The sequence below is a fragment of the Lysinibacillus zambalensis genome (assembly GCF_040183165.1).
In the GTDB taxonomy this organism is placed as follows: domain Bacteria; phylum Bacillota; class Bacilli; order Bacillales_A; family Planococcaceae; genus Lysinibacillus; species Lysinibacillus zambalensis.
Genome location: NZ_JBEGDG010000012.1, coordinates 58,761 through 77,527 on the forward strand (window position 1 = coordinate 58,761; position 18,767 = coordinate 77,527).

General features: G+C 38.1%; 16 protein-coding genes. 1 reads left to right on the plus strand and 15 read right to left on the minus strand.

All coding sequences use genetic code 11. The annotated features are described in order from the left end of the window. Nucleotides 1–27 precede the first annotated feature (27 nt). The 14 genes from ABNX05_RS16115 to ABNX05_RS16180 form a co-directional block, all read right to left on the minus strand. Nucleotides 28–1,077, minus strand: a complete 1,050-nt coding sequence (locus ABNX05_RS16115; RefSeq protein ID WP_349660645.1) for an NAD(P)/FAD-dependent oxidoreductase — start codon at nucleotides 1,075–1,077, stop codon at nucleotides 28–30. 24 nt (nucleotides 1,078–1,101) lie between these two features. Next, nucleotides 1,102–2,046, minus strand: a complete 945-nt coding sequence (locus ABNX05_RS16120; RefSeq protein WP_349660646.1) for an ABC transporter substrate-binding protein — start codon at nucleotides 2,044–2,046, stop codon at nucleotides 1,102–1,104. A 30-nt stretch (nucleotides 2,047–2,076) separates the two neighbouring features. Continuing rightward, the gene (locus ABNX05_RS16125) at nucleotides 2,077–3,111 is read right to left on the minus strand and encodes a FecCD family ABC transporter permease (RefSeq protein WP_349660647.1); all 1,035 of its coding nucleotides are present in this window, start codon (nucleotides 3,109–3,111) and stop codon (nucleotides 2,077–2,079) included. Further along, on the minus strand, nucleotides 3,108–4,160 hold the full coding sequence (locus ABNX05_RS16130; protein WP_349660648.1) for a FecCD family ABC transporter permease: 1,053 nt from the start codon (nucleotides 4,158–4,160) through the stop codon (nucleotides 3,108–3,110). Before ABNX05_RS16130 ends, ABNX05_RS16125 begins: the two co-directional genes overlap by 4 nt. A 43-nt stretch (nucleotides 4,161–4,203) precedes the next feature. After that, nucleotides 4,204–4,998, minus strand: coding sequence for an ABC transporter ATP-binding protein (locus tag ABNX05_RS16135; protein ID WP_349660649.1), 795 nt, complete (start codon nucleotides 4,996–4,998; stop codon nucleotides 4,204–4,206). Between the two features lie 75 nt (nucleotides 4,999–5,073). Further along, nucleotides 5,074–6,798 carry an ABC transporter ATP-binding protein gene (locus ABNX05_RS16140; RefSeq protein ID WP_349660650.1) on the minus strand — a complete coding sequence of 575 codons (1,725 nt, stop codon included), beginning with the start codon at nucleotides 6,796–6,798 and terminating at the stop codon, nucleotides 5,074–5,076. A gap of 482 nt (nucleotides 6,799–7,280) precedes the next feature. Further along, the gene (locus tag ABNX05_RS16145; protein ID WP_349660651.1) at nucleotides 7,281–9,188 is read right to left on the minus strand and encodes an AraC family transcriptional regulator; all 1,908 of its coding nucleotides are present in this window, start codon (nucleotides 9,186–9,188) and stop codon (nucleotides 7,281–7,283) included. Nucleotides 9,189–9,313: 125 nt separating this feature from the next. Then, the gene (gene rho, locus ABNX05_RS16150; RefSeq protein WP_349660652.1) at nucleotides 9,314–10,597 is read right to left on the minus strand and encodes a transcription termination factor Rho; all 1,284 of its coding nucleotides are present in this window, start codon (nucleotides 10,595–10,597) and stop codon (nucleotides 9,314–9,316) included. 331 nt (nucleotides 10,598–10,928) lie between these two features. Beyond that, on the minus strand, nucleotides 10,929–11,888 hold the full coding sequence (gene glpX, locus ABNX05_RS16155; RefSeq protein ID WP_079559386.1) for a class II fructose-bisphosphatase: 960 nt from the start codon (nucleotides 11,886–11,888) through the stop codon (nucleotides 10,929–10,931). Nucleotides 11,889–11,983: 95 nt separating this feature from the next. Beyond that, nucleotides 11,984–13,270 (minus strand): UDP-N-acetylglucosamine 1-carboxyvinyltransferase, encoded by a 1,287-nt coding sequence (murA, locus tag ABNX05_RS16160; RefSeq protein WP_349660653.1) that lies wholly within the window; start codon nucleotides 13,268–13,270, stop codon nucleotides 11,984–11,986. 63 nt (nucleotides 13,271–13,333) lie between these two features. Next, entirely contained in the window at nucleotides 13,334–13,984 is a 651-nt protein-coding gene (gene fsa, locus ABNX05_RS16165) for a fructose-6-phosphate aldolase (RefSeq protein WP_349660654.1), read from the minus strand. 253 nt (nucleotides 13,985–14,237) lie between these two features. Further along, entirely contained in the window at nucleotides 14,238–15,092 is an 855-nt protein-coding gene (locus ABNX05_RS16170) for a class II fructose-bisphosphate aldolase (protein ID WP_349660655.1), read from the minus strand. Nucleotides 15,093–15,182: 90 nt separating this feature from the next. Next, entirely contained in the window at nucleotides 15,183–15,554 is a 372-nt protein-coding gene (locus ABNX05_RS16175; protein ID WP_349660656.1) for a hypothetical protein, read from the minus strand. 126 nt (nucleotides 15,555–15,680) lie between these two features. Continuing rightward, nucleotides 15,681–16,040, minus strand: a complete 360-nt coding sequence (locus ABNX05_RS16180) for a response regulator (RefSeq protein ID WP_349660657.1) — start codon at nucleotides 16,038–16,040, stop codon at nucleotides 15,681–15,683. Nucleotides 16,041–16,195: 155 nt separating this feature from the next. On the opposite strand from ABNX05_RS16180, the gene ABNX05_RS16185 reads away from it, so the two are divergent. Continuing rightward, nucleotides 16,196–16,726: a DUF2529 family protein gene (locus ABNX05_RS16185; protein ID WP_349660658.1), complete on the plus strand. Its 531-nt coding sequence runs from the start codon at nucleotides 16,196–16,198 to the stop codon at nucleotides 16,724–16,726. Between the two features lie 163 nt (nucleotides 16,727–16,889). Here ABNX05_RS16185 and pyrG read toward each other — a convergent pair whose 3' ends face one another. Further along, entirely contained in the window at nucleotides 16,890–18,482 is a 1,593-nt protein-coding gene (gene pyrG / locus ABNX05_RS16190; protein ID WP_349660659.1) for a CTP synthase, read from the minus strand. Nucleotides 18,483–18,767: the final 285 nt, after the last annotated feature.

Consider the following 18,767-nt stretch of genomic DNA (forward strand, 5'->3'; position numbering starts at 1 on the left):
TTGCTAGTCGATGGTGATTTTTTATAGTTAACCTCGTACTTCACGATAGTCATTATCCACTAATCCTATTTTTTTATTTCGTTCTTTGAATCGAATATTGTGGGAAGACACGTACGCCACTTTTGGTGCATCTGGCTCTAAATAAAGCTTTGCACTATTCAACGCTAAAATACCATCCGTAAATGCACCCGCTATTAATCTTACCTTAGAAGGATGATCTACAAAATCTCCTGCACCATAAACCCCTTCTATATTTGTTTCACGCTTTTCGTTGACAATAGCTACTCCGTCTTGAATATTTAAACCCCACTCTTCAAGTGCGCCATAATCACATTTTAAGCCATGATTAACGATGACTGCGTCCACTTCTAATTGTTCGACTTCGTCTGTTTCTTTATTGGCAATTGACACGGACTGTATTAAATCACCATCACCATGCAATTGCACCACTTCGTAAGGTGTTTTTATAGATATAGAGGATTCGCGCATTTTTATAACATTTTTTTCATGACCACCAAATTCATCACGTCGATGAACAATTGTTACACTAGCAGCAATTGGCTCTAGCTCATTTGCCCAATCCACAGCAGAATTACCACCACCAGAAATTAAAACATGCTTATTACGGAAAATTTCTAATTCCTGTACTGTGTAATATAAATTTGTCACCTCATAGCGATCTACTCCAGCTATATCGAGCTTTTGCATAGAAAGTACACCATATCCAACTGCTAAAATGACCGTTTTCGAATAGTGTTTCTCGCCTGTTGAGGACGTTAACATAAATGTACCATCACTCTGCTTTTCTAATTTTTCAACTTTTTGATTTAATACTATCGTTGGATCAAATGTTTTTGCCTGTTCAACTAGTTGTTCGATTAGCTGTCCACCTAATATTGGTGTTACAGCACCAACATCCCAGATCATCTTTTCAGGATAAATTAACATTCGACCACCAAGCTGAGAGCTATATTCTATAATTTTTGTCTTTAAGTCGCGCATCCCACTATAAAAAGATGTATAAAGGCCTGCGGGTCCCCCACCAACAATCGTTACATCATACATTTCTATCGTCATATTCGGCATTCCTCATTTCATCTTTTATTTTTCACTCTTTTTCTTTTCTAACAGCATATTTGTCACTTCTTCTACTTGGGCAAGTACAGCAATCGGGTCAAACGCCCAAAATCTTTCTGCATCTAAATAAAATACATTGTTATTTTTCACTGCATCCATTGACTTCCACAAAGAATCTTCTCTGTTTAACTCGGCACCATTCGATTCATCTAAGAAAATATAATCTCCCGCATATTCAGGTAATACTTCATAAGAGACTTGCTTGTACGTTTCCCCAGTTTCAATTAATTCCTTTTGAGTACTTTCGGGTGCTTTTAGTTGCAATTGCTTATAAATTGCTTGCCCACCACGATAAATACCATCACCGTATAAATAAAAGTCTTTGCTGTATGCCCCAAAAATTGAATACGTTTCATTTGGATCTAAAACTTCTGCTAACTTTTCACGATTTTCTGAGACTTTCTCTGCAAACATTTTCAGCCAAGCTTCTCCTTCAGCTTGTTTTCCTAAAATTTCAGCGAGCCCTTTTACTTCTTCTTCCACACTACGGTAGGTTTCATAGGGCAATACAACAGTCGGTGCTATTTTGGATAGCTTTTCATACGATTCTGCATCCGCTTCAGCTGTAATAATTAAATCTGGCTTCAAAGCTAAAATAGATTCAACTGCACTTTCCCCTGTATTTTCTATATCATCAATTTGGTCTTGAATGTGGACATTATCTAAATCCCGTTGTGTCGCACCTACTGGCTTTATCCCTAATAGTAATGAAGTTGGCAAATATGCATCCACTACAAGTCGCTCAACTTTTGTAGGAATTTCAATTTCTCCATTAATAGTGGATATCTTTTTCGTCGTTGCTTCTGTCTCTGCTTTAGGATCACCGTTCACCGATGTCTCGTCATTGCTACTACATCCCACAAGCATAAGTGCTACTATAATTAAAAATATAGTTCGTTTTTTCATCATTCCACTCCTCCGAAATTGAAATACTCCCTTTTATTCCTTTAAATGCGCTAATAAATATAAGAAATAGGGTGCTCCTAAAACTGCTACTACAATCCCGGATGGAATTTCTGATGGCTCTAAGATTAAGCGACCGATTGTATCAGCCATTAAAACTAATAATCCACCTAAGAGTGCGGCAGCAGGCAGTAAAAACTGATGTTTAGCCCCAACGAGCTGACGTGCCAAATGTGGAGCAATTAATCCAACAAATCCAATCCCCCCACTTACTGACACACTTGCCCCAGCTAATCCTACAGATGCTGCAAGAAGCCAGCGACGCTCCCTTTCAATTGAAGCTCCCAAACCGACTGCTGTTATTTCTCCTAAATTTATCACGTTCAAAACGCGGGATTTTGAATACACAAACGGTAGTAAAATTAGTAACCATGGCAATAAAGATAATACGAATCTCCAATTTGATCCCCAAATACTCCCCGCTAGCCACGTTGCAACGAATTGATAATTTTCAGGAGTTAAACGCAGCGTCAGCACAATCATCGCTGAGCTAATACCCGCAGCTACTGCAATACCTGTTAATATTAAGCGCATTGGGGTAATTCCTTCATGACGTCGATAAGAAAGTATATAAATTAAAACAGCTGTCATCCCTGATCCTACAAATGCTAACACCGGCAGTAAAAATACAGGTGCTGCTTTAGTAGATGGAAAAAATGAAATATAAAGCATAACTGCAAGTCCAGCTCCTGCATTTATACCCAAAATGCCTGGGTCAGCTAGAGCATTTTTAGAAATACCTTGTAAAATAGCCCCTGAAACTGCTAAGCCCATCCCCACTAAAACTGCAATAACGATACGAGGCAGCCTAAATTCAAACAAAATAAGTTGCTGTTGGGCATCGCCCTGACCAAAAAGTGTTCGAATAACCTCCATTGGTGTTAGCTTTATAACCCCTGTATTCATACTAATGACAAATGTGATGACTATTAGTAAAGCTAGTGTACCTAGAATTAAGAAGTTTTTCTTTTTAGCTTTTTGTTGAGTTACTGTTAAAAAACTATTACTCATAGTTCTTTTCCTCCTTTACGGGCTATATATAGGAAGAATGGAACTCCGATAAACGCAATTAGCGCTCCAATTGGTGTTTCGTATGGTGGATTGATCATCCTTGCAACAAGATCAGCCAACACAACAAGTAATGCTCCATAAATTAATGAACATGAAATAATCCAACGATAATCGTGTCCAACTATGTATCTCATAAAATGCGGAACTATTAAGCCAACAAACCCGACTGCTCCAACGACTGATACTGCTGCTCCTGCCAACACTAAAACAATTACCATTCCCCATATTTTTACTACGGTAGTACGTTGTCCAAGTCCTACGGCAATTTCTTCACCTAAACTTAGTAATGTAATGGAACGTGATAAAATTAGAGCACCAATCATTGACGCCAGTATCCATGGCGATAATATTTGAAGATGATACCACTTTGTACCTGAAACACCTCCTGCATACCAGAAGGCTAAGTCTTGTCCAATACGATAATAAAGAGCAACGCCTTCTCCTAGCGCACCTAATAGAGCACTTACGGCAGCACCTGCCAACACTAATCGCATCGGCGTTAGGCCACCTTTTGATAGCGAACCTACGCCATAAACAATCGCAACACCTAAGCCCGCTCCAATAAATGACCATAAAACTATATACATGTACGATAAATTAGGGAAAAAAGCAAAGCAGATTGCTAGCATAAACGCAGCCCCAGAATTTAACCCTAATAATCCAGAGTCAGCCAATGGATTGCGTGTCATGCCTTGCATAATCGCACCTGCGACCGCAAAGCATCCACCTACTAATCCTGCGCCTAACACTCGTGGTAATCGAATATCATGTATAATTTGATGCGTTGTTACATCCGGTGAAAAATGAGTAATAGCTGTCCATACAGTACTCAATGAAATATCTGCGGCACCAAATGAAATAGACAAACCGATTGCAAATATTAACCCTATCACCCCAACAATTAAAGCTACTACACCACGGACTGGATGAGATCGCTGTTGTAGTTCATCTAAATCTCTGAGCCCTCCTACTCCTGTCGACGTAGTCATACACTTCCTCCTTAATCCTTACAATTCAATTTCCTACTTAACGCTATTCTTTCATGTCGTGCAGTTGGTAAGATAAGCAGATAGGATTTTTACTATATGGGCAGACAGCCATTTCTGCATCAATATTGAACACCTTTTGTAAATTTTCCTTTGTCATCACTTCATTTGGCTGACCATTCACAATTAAATGTCCATCTCTCATAGCAATCATAAAGTTTGAAAAACGAGAAGCATGGTTCAAATCGTGTAATACCATCACAATCGTTCGTCTTTCCTCTTTATTTAGCTTTTGTAACAGTAATAAAATATCGAGCTGATGTGCTAAATCTAAATACGTAGTAGGTTCATCAAGTACTAAAATATCTGTTCCTTGAGCTAATGCCATGGCAATCCATACTCGTTGACGTTGCCCACCGGATAGTGCCTCTATCGGACGATCACTAAACTCTCTAAGACCTGTAACATCGATAGCCCAATGAATATATTCATAATCTTCCTTGTGCAATGTACCAAACCCTGCTTGATGAGGAAAACGGCCATAGGATACTAGTTCAAAAACTGTTAATCCCCCTGGAGCTGTTGCTGTTTGAGGCAAAATTGCCATTCTTTTTGCTACTTCTTTTGTCTTTAATTGATGAATTGCTTTTCCATCTAAGTAAACTGCTCCATCTTGGGTCCGTAGTACACGTGCAACTGCCTTTAATAAGGTAGATTTGCCACAGCCGTTTGGACCAATAATCGTTGAGATTTGTCCTTTTGGAATTTCCACACTTAAATCATGAACAATGAGCGTCGAGGAATAACCAATAGCTACACGATCTATTTCAAGAACTGACATATAAACCTTCCTTCCTTTTATCAATTCGCCTTGGCGTCATTGCGCTAAGTGACGATAAAATGACAAATTACTAGCTTAGATTTGTAAGCCAAATTGCGCTGTATACAAACCATAATAAGCATTTTTTCTATCCATTAATTGCTCATGAGTGCCTTCTTCTATAATTCCTTTTTTCGATACAACGACAATTCGATCAGCATCCTTTATCGTTGCTAAACGGTGTGCAATCACTAATGTTGTACGGCCTATTGCGAGCTCGTTTAAAGCTTGTTGAATTGCCTGCTCGGTTTCTGTATCCAAAGCAGATGTTGCTTCATCCAAAATCAATACTTTAGGATTTTTCAAGAATATACGTGCAATCGATAATCTTTGCTTCTGTCCGCCTGATAATTTCACGCCACGTTCACCAATTAATGTATCCATGCCATCAGGTAGCGCTTTAATGACATCTGTAAGCTGCGCTCTCTGTGCAGCAAACCAAATATCTTCCTCACTCGCGTTTAAATTACCATAAGCAATATTTTCTCGAATTGTGCCATCAAACAAAAAGACATCCTGTTGAACAATTCCTATATGTGAACGTAAAGATTGCAGCTTAAAATCTCGTATATCGATGCCATCAATTTTTATTGAACCTTCATTTACTTCATAAAATCGTGGTAATAAACTGCAGATGGTAGATTTCCCTGCACCAGATGGACCTACAAGCGCGACTGTTTCACCAGGATGTACCTTTAAATTAATATGGTGTAAGGTATGATTATTTTCAGAGTAACCAAACGATACATTAGTAAATGTAATTTCTCCTCCAATTTCATCAATAGCTTTTGCCTCTGGACGATCAGCAATTTCAGGTGCCGTTTCTAGAAATTCAATGTATCTTCTAAACCCTGCCATTCCTTTCGGATAACTTTCAATAAACATATTAATTTTATTGATTGGGTTTAAGAGAATACCTGATAATAAAATAAATGCAATGAATTCACCATTTGTTAAATGGCCTTCTAAAACGAAATATGCACCTACAAATAGCGTGAATAATGACAAAATTTTTGTGAGAATGCCTGAGATTGCTTCATTCCAAGCCATTACTTTATAAGAAAAAAGTTTTGTCATTCGAAATCTTTCATTGTTTGCTTTAAATCGTTTAATCTCATGCTCTTCATTCGTAAAGGCTTGTACAACACGAATACCACTTACATTGTTTTCAACACGTGCATTAAAATCTGCAATATCCCCAAACATTTGACGGAATGCTTTGGACATTAACTTCCCAAAAATAATCGTTAAAATTAAAATGATTGGAACCAGTAGGAAAATTAGTATTGTAAAGGTTGGATCAATGTAAAACATAACTCCGAATGTACCTACAATCGTCATTGCAGCAATAAACATATCCTCTGGTCCATGATGTGCAAGTTCACCAATGTCCATTAAATCATTCGTCAATCTTGAAACTAGGTGCCCTGTTTTATTGTTATCGAAATAACGGAACGAGAGCTTTTGAACGTGACTAAACGCTTCCCTTCTCATATCCGTCTCAATATTGATTCCTAACATATGTCCCCAATACGAAACGATAAAATGTAAAATAGAATTAAAAATATATAAAACAAATAATAATAAACTAGCCATAATAATCCACTTTAGTTCACCGTCTGGTAGAATATCATCAATCACCTTATTTAAAACGATTGGAAATGCTAATTCGATAAGGGCTACTAGTATGGCACAGGAAAAATCCAAAATAAATAATCCTTTATAGGGCTTGTAATATGAAAAAAAACGCTGTAATAACATTGAGGAAGCCTCCTATTATCAATATCATTCATAGTATTCTATAAATAAGCTACCCCATCATACACAGGTAGCTCACATTTCTTTGCCATCTTCATTCAGATGTGGTGATTAACCGTTTTTTTCATTCAAATTAATTCGAAAACGCTGATTTCCGCTACAGGCTACTCACTTTGTTGCTGACGCTTCGCTTTCGCACAGATAAAACATTTGTTGCTGACGCTTCGCTTTCGCACAGATAAAACATTCGTTGCTGACGCTTCGCTTTCGCGCAGAGCAAGGCTTCCTGCGGGCGAGCGCTGAGCCGCTTCCTCCGCTACGCTTCGTGCAGGGTCTCGTCTGTCTCGCTTTCCCGTGGGAATCGAGTAGCCCTACGCTACAATCAGTTAAAAACGGGAATATATTAGCAAAATAGCAACAAAAAAATCCTTTTATTATTGCTCAATATTAAATCTATTTTTTCTAATCAACACACCTGATCTTCATTACTTTTGTTGAGCCTTTGAAAACTCTACTATTTTTTCAGCCATATCTTCGGCTTGATGTAATCCAGAGAGTGGATCAGAAGCAAAATAATATTCTGGTTCTAATTCTATTGTTTTATTATTTTTGACAACATCTAGATTTTTCCAAGTGGAAGGGAATTTCTTCTCTTTATTAAAGAAATTAATAACAAAAACATAATCCCCAACATAGTCTCCTACCACTTCATAGGAAATTTCATAACGCCCACCTGTAGATTCTTTTGTATCGAAAAGCTCCTGTACCTTTTCCTGAGGCTTCATATTAAGCATTTGATAACGTGCTCTACCACCTGACACACTTGAATTCCCTACAACCGTTGCATTTTTTTCGAATACGTCATAAATAGTAAAAGTAGCTCCTTCTGGGATAACATTATTTATTTTTTCCTGTGCTTGCGCTATACGTTTCTCAAAATCTTGAACAAATGCGTTAGCTTCGTCCTTACGACCTAAATATTCTCCCATCGCTTTAACTTCCTCGGTAGCCGATTTATGCGCTGTTTCCGAAAATACAATAGTTGGAGCAATCTTTTCATATTTTTCTACATCTTCTTTATTCCATGTAATGATTAAATCTGGCTTTAATTCTAAGATCTTTTCTAATGATGCACTCCCATCTGTACCAATATTGGAAATATCACCTTCCTTGTAATAAGATTTTAAAAATGCTGCAAAGTCTAAGTTAGCTGTCACTGCTCCTACTGGAATAACATCCAACGCTAGAATTTGTCCAAGATACCAGTCTGTCACTACCCGTTCTGCTTTAACTGGAATTTCTACTTGTCGTCCACTATCATCTGTCACAGTTCTAGTCTTTACTTCTTCTGACTTAGGCTCATTTTCTTTATGTTCAACAGATTGTTTTGTATCTTCTCCACATGCTGCAAGTAAAACGAATAAACTTAGCAAAAATGGTATCTTTACATGCCTACTTATTTTTTTCATCATTATGTTATTTTCCTCATTTTCATATTGTTTTGCTTGCGCGAGCTGATTCTTATTGTATTGAAAATGATTCTCATTTGTAATGGCGATTTCGGACAAGTTTGATGTATATTTCAGCCTAAAATTACTTGGTGCCATGTTTGTTGCCTTTTTAAAAACCCGACTAAAATAATATTCATCTTCAAATCCAAGCGAAATAGCTATTTCTTTTATGCCGTATTGATTTTCTACCAAGTAATGCTTCGCCTTTTCTATTCTTAGTTGCTGTAAATAAATTTGTGGACCTACTTCATAACGAGCCTTAAAAATACGTAATAAATGACGTGCACTAATGTTTAGTAAATCAGCAAGTGCCTGTATGGATAAAGATTCATGTAGGTTTTTCTCTATATACAGACGTGCTGCTTCTGCCCTATCAATGTCGTGCGGTTCCCCCTGCCCCTCAGCCAGTTCTCGAAAAACACGGTAGACGAACTCATAAAAGGATGCTTTCACTGATAAATGCTCTTGAATAGAGCCCGACTGCCATTTGCTGTACATATCTTGCAAAATTGTATGTAAGGCTACTGGATTTGCAGGTATACAAGAGAAAGTTGTTTGGAATGGCTGATATTGTATCTGTAAATGTTGCATAAAAGCATCTTTGTAAATTACATCCCCTTTATAGGAGATAAGGAAGTAGCTAATGCTTTTTGGTGCCGTAATATGAAAGGATTTGGACTTTCCAATATGGAAAATACTAAAGTGCTGTACATGATAAGGTTGCTCATCAATGACAATTTCTGCATCTCCTGCTGTGATGATAAGGAATGCGCTATTTTTTAAAACCTTTGTCATTCGAACATCGGTATTACTAACATAGTCAATTTGCTTTAACTGGATATTTGCATTTTGCCATAGAAGCATATAAGCGTCATAATTCATTTCCGTCTCCTTTTAAAAATAGAATTATATGGAACCATTATATTGATAATGATTATCAATTTCAATTATTTTTGATTAAATAAAAAAATCACCATCGACTATTGCTAGTCAATGGTGATTCATGGTTATAGTAGGCCTTTGCCTTTAGTAGCTTTTTTCATATCTTCATTTAGCTTATCAAAGAATTCTTCATTTGATTTTGTTGTACGTAATTTTTTCATGAAGCGCTCCGCGAAATCAGGTGCGTCCGAGAATGTTTTACGAATTGCCCATAGCTTTTCAAGTTGCTCAGGCTCAAGTAGAAGCTCTTCCTTACGTGTACCTGAACGGCGGATATCCAGCGCAGGGAAAATACGACGCTCTGCTAATTGGCGATCAAGATGCAGCTCTAGGTTACCTGTTCCTTTAAATTCTTCATAAATGACCTCATCCATACGAGATCCTGTATCTACTAAAGCAGTCGCTAAAATTGTTAAACTACCGCCTTCTTCAATATTACGTGCCGAACCGAAGAATCGTTTTGGTCGATGGAACGCCGCAGGGTCAATACCACCTGAAAGCGTACGACCGCTCGGAGGAATAACTAAGTTATACGCTCGTGCTAAACGTGTAATAGAATCCATTAAAATAATAACATCACGCTTATGCTCAACTAAGCGGCGTGCACGTTCTAACACAATTTCTGCAACTTTCACATGATTTTCTGGAACCTCATCGAAAGTCGAGCTCACTACATCAGCATTCACTGAACGTTCAATATCAGTTACTTCCTCAGGGCGTTCGTCAATTAGTAATACAATTAACTCTGCATCTGGGTAATTAGTTGTTATCGCATTCGCGATTTCTTTTAATAATGACGTTTTCCCTGCTTTTGGTGGTGCAACGATCAATCCACGCTGCCCGAAGCCTACAGGTGCCACTAAATCCATAATACGCGTCGATAAATTGCGCTGTGTAGTTTCAAGCTTAATTTGTCGATCAGGATATAAAGGCGTTAATGCAGGGAAATGCACACGTTCTTTAGCTACTTCTGGGTCTTCACCGTTAACAGCGTCTACTTGTAGTAGTCCGTAATAGCGTTCATTTTCTTTAGGTGGACGTACTTTACCAGATACCTTGTCCCCATTTCGTAGGTCAAAACGACGAATCTGAGAAGCAGAAATATAAATATCCTCTTTACTTGGAGAGTAGTTAATTGGTCGAAGGAAGCCAAAGCCTTCTTGCGAAACAATTTCTAGTACACCTTCCATAAAGAAATAGCCTTCTTGCTCCGAACGAGTTTTCAAAATAGCAAATATTAATTCTTTTTTCGTTAGCTTGCTATAATATGAAATTTTATATTGGCGTGCTAGGGCATAAAGCTCCTTTAACGTCATGTTTTCTAATTGAGCGATTGTCAATGCAGACATGTGCACAACTCCAGTCTTTTTCAAAATATAATTTTCATTTTTGGGGTTTTCATAGAAGTTTTTTGCGATAGGCCTATATCACCTTGGCATAATTGTTACACTTTACTTTCAATACAATAGCATTTTGCTACATGAAGATAAAGTTAATCTTTTCGTACCTGTCAGCATTTTCAGTTGTTCGTTAGAAATTAAGCAGGGCGATAGATACTTCAATTAACTAGGCAAAGCATTGAAGCATAACATGGCCTTATAAAACTATGGGATGGTTGAAAATTTAGAAGAAGGTACCTAGTGCAAAAAAGATGCACTAGGTATATTTTAGAAGAAAATTTTATTTATAGCTAGGTTTTTTATCAAGAGCATGACGACCTTCTACAAATCGTACAGTTCCAGATTTAGCTCGCATAACTACTGAATGAGTTAATGCGTAGGCTCCTTTATACTGAACACCTTTTAATAGCTCACAATCTGTTACAGCAGTCGCTGCAAAAATAGCATCGTCACCTTTAACTAGGTCATCTAAATAAAGAACTTTTTCTACGTCTACACCCATTTTTTCACAGCGTTCTAACTGTTCAGCATCTTCTGGCACTAGCTTCGCTTGGAAGTCTCCACCTAGACATTTTAAAGCAACAGCTGAGATAACACCCTCTGGTGCACCACCTGTACCAAACATAATATCAATGCCAGTTTCATCAAAAGCAGTATTGATAGCTGCTCCAACGTCACCGTCTTGAATAAATTTAATACGTGCTCCAGCTTCTCGGATTTCATCAACAATTGCTTGGTGACGTGGTCGATCTAAAAGTGTAGCTACTACGTCCGAAATATCTTTATTTTTAGCTTTCGCTACTTGTAATAAATTATACGTAACAGAAGCGTTAATATCTACCTTACCAGCCGCTTCTGGTCCTACTGCAATTTTCTCCATGTACATATCAGGCGCGTTTAACAGATTCCCTTTATCTGCAATAGCAAGAACTGTCATTGCACCATTTGTACCCTTCGCTACAATATTCGTACCTTCTAATGGGTCAACTGCAATATCTACTTTAGGACCACCATTGCGTAAGCCAAGCTCTTCACCAATATAAAGCATTGGCGCTTCATCCATTTCACCTTCACCAATCACTACTGTAGCATGCATTGGAATTGTATCGAACATTACGCGCATCGCTGTCGTTGCTGCATCATCTGCCTCAATTTTTAAACCGCGACCCATCCATTTCCCGGATGCGATTGCTGCTGCCTCTGTTACTCGTACTACTTCCATCGATAAACTACGTTCCATTGTCTTATTTGCCTCCCGTTATCGGCATGTTTCTTCGCCGAAACATTCAAATTACCTCTATTGTAACATAGTTAGTTCAAAACTTTTAGCTCTCATTATTCCTTTGTCTCTGCTACGCGTGCCATTATTGTTTCACGTCGAATATCAGCGCCTAAATCACGTAATTTCTCAATAAGTGAGCTATACCCACGTTCAATATGATAGATATCGTGAATTTCTGTTTCACCTTCAGCTAAAAGCCCTGCTAATACTAATGCAGCACCAGCACGAAGGTCTGTAGCTGTTACAGTTGAACCTTGTAATTTATTAGGGCCTGTAATAATAGCTGTATTTCCTTCAACGCGTGCAATGGCATTCATACGACGAAGTTCATCAATATGCTTAAATCGAGCTGTATAAATCGTATCTGTTATCTTTGAGGAACCAAATGCTTGAGACATTAATACAGAAAGTGGTTGCTGAATATCAGTCGGGAACCCTGGATACACTAATGTTTTTACATCGACGGCCTGCAATGAGGAAAGGTCCGTTTTGGGTACAAAAATACTTTCTTCATCAATTTCGATTTTTACACCCATTTCACGAAGCTTTGCAATAATCGCCTCTAAATGCAATGGAATAACATTATCAATGGTAATGCCTTCACCTAAAGCGGCAGCCATTATCATAAACGTAGCAGCTTCAATACGATCTGGAATAATTGTATGCTCCGTACCATGAAGCTCCTCTACGCCTTCAATACGGATAACACTAGTACCCGCACCTTTAATATTAGCTCCCATGTTAGTAAGAAGAGTTGCTACATCAATAATCTCTGGTTCTTTTGCTGCATTTTCAATAACCGTACGTCCTTTTGCAAGAACAGCAGCTAACATAATATTAATGGTTGCTCCCACACTGGCAACGTCTAAAAATATTTTGGCACCAATTAATTCATCAGCACGTAAATAAATCGCTCCATGCTCATTCGTAACTTTCGCACCCAATGCCTCAAAGCCTTTAATATGTTGATCAATAGGACGTGGCCCTAAGAAGCAGCCTCCCGGTAAACCAATCACAGCTTTTTTAAAACGCCCAAGCATGGCTCCCATTAAGTAATAGGAAGCACGAAGTTTTTTCACGTTGCCGTTCGGTAATGGTAAAGCAATCATTTCCGTTGGATCAATTGTCATTACGCCATCCTCAAATGACACTTCCCCACCGATTTCCTCTAATAATGCCTTTAACGTCCACGCATCAGAAATTTCTGGTAACCCTCCAATTGTCACTGGAGAGTTCGCCAAAATCGATGCAGGAATTAAGGCGACTGCACTATTTTTTGCACCACTAACTTTTATTGTACCCTGTAGGCGATTTTCGCCTGTAATTTTATAAACATCCATTTTGCGTTCTCCCTCATGATTGGAAAGTAATTTTTTCTGCAATTGGCTCACTATATAATCTTATTATTCGCCTTTTCTCTTATTCCAATCCGCTAAAAATCCTTCAATTCCTTTTTCCGTTAGTGGATGATTGAAAAGTTGCTTTAATACTTTAAATGGAGTAGTCGAAATATGTGCACCTGCAAGTGCTGCAGCTGTTACATGTTGCGGATGACGAATAGATGCAGCAATAATTTGCGTATCGATATTATGGATTGTGAAAATATCTGCAATCGTTTCAATTAGTTCTACACCGTTTTGACCCATATCATCTAAACGACCGATAAATGGTGATACATATGTAGCACCTGCACGAGCAGCCATTAATGCTTGGTTGGCACTAAAGATTAATGTTACGTTCGTTTTAATACCTTTGTCTGCAAAGAAGCGACATGCCTCTAAGCCAGCTGGAGTCATTGGCAGTTTAACTGTAATATTCGGAGCAATTTCAGCCAATTCTAAGCCTTCTTTAATCATACCTTCTGCATCTAGAGCGATTACTTCCCCACTCACTGAGCCATCTACAAGCTCTGAGATTTCACGAAGTCGATCATGGAAAGAAACATTCTCTTCTTTTGCAACTAATGATGGGTTTGTTGTAACACCTGATAAAATACCCCATGCGTGTGCTTCTTTAATCTCTTCAAAGTTTGCTGTATCTATAAAAAATTTCATTATTTTTTCCTCCTAATCACTGTTTTGACTCATCATCCTACTTGAAGTTGATTTCCGTTCTGACTGGGCGCTTTCTTAGGACCAATCAGTTGGAACGGCAATCAATTTACTATACAACTTTTGGGATAAGCCTGCTATTTAAATTTTTGCCAAAAATTTTTTATTTCAAAAACAAGAGAAGGTCGATAACAACATCAACACTTCTCTTATATGTGTATTCATCTCTGTTTTTTTTGCGTATTAGATACTAAAATTATGCTTTTTGCGCACTGCCAAATTCACGGATTTTCCCAATAACTGTCGCTTTAATCGCTTCACGTGCTGGTGCAAGGAATTTACGAGGATCATAAACAACTTTATCGTTTTCAAGAACTTCACGAATTACTTTTGTAGCAGCAATTTGATTTTCAGTATTGACGTTAATTTTTGCTGTACCTAATGAAATTGAACGTTGAATATCTTTTGTTGGGATACCTGTACCACCATGTAATACTAATGGAAGGTCTGCTAAGTTTGAGATTTCTTCCATTTCTTTAAAGCCTAAGTTTGGTTCGCCTTTATAAGGACCATGTACAGAGCCAAGTGCTGGCGCTAAACAATCGATATCTGTCATCTCAACCATTTTACGGCATTCTTCTGGATCAGCGTACATAATACCACCGATTACGCCATCCTCGTCACCGCCTACTGTGCCAAGCTCAGCTTCAACAGAAACACCTTTCGAATGAGCATACTCAACTACTTTTGAAGTAGTCGCAACGTTTTCCTCAAATGGATGATGAGAAGCATCGATCATTACAGAAGTAAAGCCTGCATCAATAGCTTCTTTACATTTTTCAAAGCTTGAACCATGGTCAAGGTGAATAGCTACAGGTACCGTAGTACCATAAGATTCCATTAAACCTTTTACCATGTGTACAACGGAAATAAATCCGCCCATATATTTTCCTGCACCTTCAGAAACGCCTAGAATAACTGGAGATTTTTCCTCTTCTGCTGCTTGTAAAATTGCTTGAGTCCACTCAAGGTTGTTAATGTTGAACTGACCAACCGCATAACCTTCTGCTTTTGCTTTAATTAACATCTCTTTCATAGATACTAATGCCATACTAAAAATCCTCCTCTTAGGACTATCTTTTCTACATAGATATGCTATTTAATCATAGCAAAAACAAAGTAACCTGAAAAGCATTTCAGGTTACTTTGTTTTCTGCATGAAAGCGAAGTGCAACGTAGCGGCAGTGCCAACCGTTGTGTAGCGCAACGAAACGAAGGTTACGTGAAAGCGGAGCGACAGCGTCCAACCGTTTTGCAGTGTTAACGGAACAAGGTTACGCGGCAGCGGAGCGGCAGCATCCAACCGTTTTGCAGTGTTAACGGAATAAAGGTTACGCGAAAGCGGAGTGACAGCGTCCAATCGTTGTGCAGTGTTAACGGAACGAAGGTTAGCCACAGTACGATCAAATAGTGTTACATGAAGGTAGATGTCGATATTTTTCGAAAGTTGGGTGATCAATATAAAAAGTTGGTCGATAAATCTCAATACTGCAGAAAAATAAAAGAGGATCATCGGACGGAAATCACCCCCTCGTTATGGTGATGAGTCATTTATTGTGGAAGCAAAATAATAGTAAAATGGTAGAAAACTTCTATAATAACCAAGAAAAACAGGCGGTGTTGACCACTGCCTGTTCATCTAAGCACTTACTATTTTATTAACCTCATCACGCACTTCAAAAATATCAAAAGGCTTAGTAAAATATCGAATAGCTCCTAAATCTAATGCCTCCTGTACAACGTCCAATTCACCATATGCTGTCATCATGAAAACCGGAAGTTGTGGCCATCGCTCTTTTAAGTGCTTTAAAATTTCTATGCCATCCATTCCTGGAATTTTCATGTCTAGCAGGACACAATCTATTTCCTCTTCCTCAGCATACTTCAGTGCTTCCATACCATTTGCAGCTAAATATGTACCGTAACCTTCTTTTTTCAACACTTCATTTAAAAGTAAACGAATTCCTGGTTGATCATCGACAATTAGTACTCGTTTCACATTTCATTCCGCCCTTTTTTAGTTATTATTTTTACGTAAAATTCTCTCTATTATGTAATATTCTCCTTTAACCTATTAATACCTTCTATTATTATAAATTATCTACTTTTGCTTTATGCTCTTTTCAAACCTATAATATTGATTGAGGTGGGACTATGTCAAAAATATTAACAACACAACTAAGTGGTTTATTACAAAGAATATCACAAAATGAAGAGGAAGCAATTGAAGAAACAGCGCGATTACTTGCGCAAGCGGGTATTAGTGAAGGTAATGTCTATTTCGCATGCTTTGGCGAAATGCAAGTTGTCGAATTAAATGCATTTCAAGCTGTGGAACGTTTTACGAAGTTAGTCCCTTGGACAAAAGATACAGTAATCACAGAAGCAGATCGTGTATGCATTTTTACACGTAGCGCACACGATGAGGATGCATTAGCATTAGCACAGCAATTAAATAATCAGTTTATTCCATTTGCAGCCGTTGCTAGCGAAGTGGCTAATGCCGAAAATCCACTGGCAGATTTAGCGTATACGTATATTTCAACACGCATGCGAGGTGGTTTATTACCGAACGATTTAGGTGAGCGCATAGTTGTGCCACACGCTATTGCTGCCCTTTTTGTTTATGAAGCCGTAAAAATTGCGTATGATGAAATGCTTGGTCTTGATGACGAAGAGCTATAAAGAATCTATAAAAGGAGTTGTCTCAGCACTAGAGACAACTCCTTTTATATAGGAATACTTTGAAGATTTATCGGAACAATTTTAACTTTTATCGGAATAATCTCGTTTTGCCGAAGAGCTAAAAAAAGAGTTGTCTCAGCACGTGAGACAACTCTTTTTTGTATTATTTAAATGTTGCTCCGATAAAATCACGGAACAATGGCTGTGGACGGTTTGGACGTGATACTAATTCTGGGTGGAATTGGCATGCTACGAAGAAATTATTTTCTGGTAACTCGATAATTTCTACTAATTTTCCGTCAGGACTTGTACCTGAGAAGACAAGACCTTCTGCTTCCATCGCTTCACGATATTCATTGTTAAATTCATAACGATGACGGTGACGCTCATAAACAAGCTCTTGACCATACGCTTGGCTTGCCTTCGAGCCTTCTTTTAACTTACATGGGTATAAACCTAAACGTAATGTACCACCGATGTCGACATTGTCGTTTTGATCTGGTAAGAAGTCAATAATTGGGTATTGTGTTTGTGAATCTAACTCTGTTGAATGCGCTCCTTGTAAACCAAGCACGTTACGAGCAAATTCTACTGTTGCCAGTTGCATACCTAGGCAAATACCTAAGAATGGTACATTATTTTCGCGAGCATATTGTGTCGCTAAAATTTTACCTTCAACTCCACGATCGCCGAAACCACCTGGAACTAAAATAGCGTCAGCACCTTTTAATAGCGTAGCAACATTGTCAGCATCTACATGCTCTGCATTAATCCAGTCAATTTCAATATCAGAATTAAATGCATAGCCTGCATGTTTTAATGCTTCTACAACAGAAATGTAAGCATCTTGTAGTTCTACATATTTACCTACTAATGCTACTTTTCGTTTATTTGGTAAGCTCTTCACTTTTGCTACAAGCTCGCGCCATTCTTCCATATCCGCTTCTGGTGCTTCAATGCCAAAATGGTCAAGTACGATATCATCAATATCTTGTGCATGTAGGTTTAATGGTACTTCATATAAATGCTCTGCATCACGAGATTCAATAATTTCGTGTGGCTGTACATCACAGAATAAAGCTAGTTTTTCTTTCATATCTTGTGGCACTTCTTGCTCTGTGCGGACAACGATAATATTTGGTTGAATACCTAAAGAACGTAATTCTTTTACAGAGTGCTGAGTTGGTTTTGTTTTAAGCTCACCTGCAGCTTTAATGTAAGGAATAAGCGTACAATGAACGTACATTACGTTGTTATGGCCTAAGTTCGTTTTCATTTGGCGAATTGCTTCAAGGAATGGTAATGATTCGATGTCCCCAACTGTTCCGCCTACTTCTGTAATAACTACGTCTGCGTTAGTTTCGCGACCAGCGCGTTGAATACGATCTTTGATTTCATTTGTAATATGAGGAATTACTTGCACTGTTCCACCGTTGTAATCACCACGGCGTTCTTTTTGTAATACAGATTGATAAACACGACCTGATGTTACTGTAGAATGTTTTCCTAGGTTAATATCAATGAAACGTTCGTAGTGACCTAAGTCTAAGTCAGCTTCTGCGCCATCATCTGTTACGAATACCTCACCATGTTGATAAGGACTCATTGTACCTGGGTCAATATTGATATATGGGTCAAATTTTTGAATCGTCACTTCTAATCCGCGATTTTTTAATAAACGACCTAGAGATGCTGCTACAATCCCTTTTCCAAGTGAAGACACAACCCCACCTGTTACAAAAATATACTTTGTCATGAAAAAATTCCTCCTTATGTTGTACTAGAAATTGTTAGTAAGAAAAGTACATTCACGCCACATGCCGATTCTAAGCATTGATGCCAATGTTTTGACAGGCTAAGAAAATAAATATTTCTCATCCCTAAAATAAGAAAAGCCGAGAATGCCTACAAATATGTAGTCGATTCGAAGCTGTCATCGTTTCTATCTCTTTTCTACTTTCCTTTTAAAAAGATTTAACATATATTCAATCACCGCTTACTATACATCATGAATAATTTAGCGCCTTACTATTCATTCCGT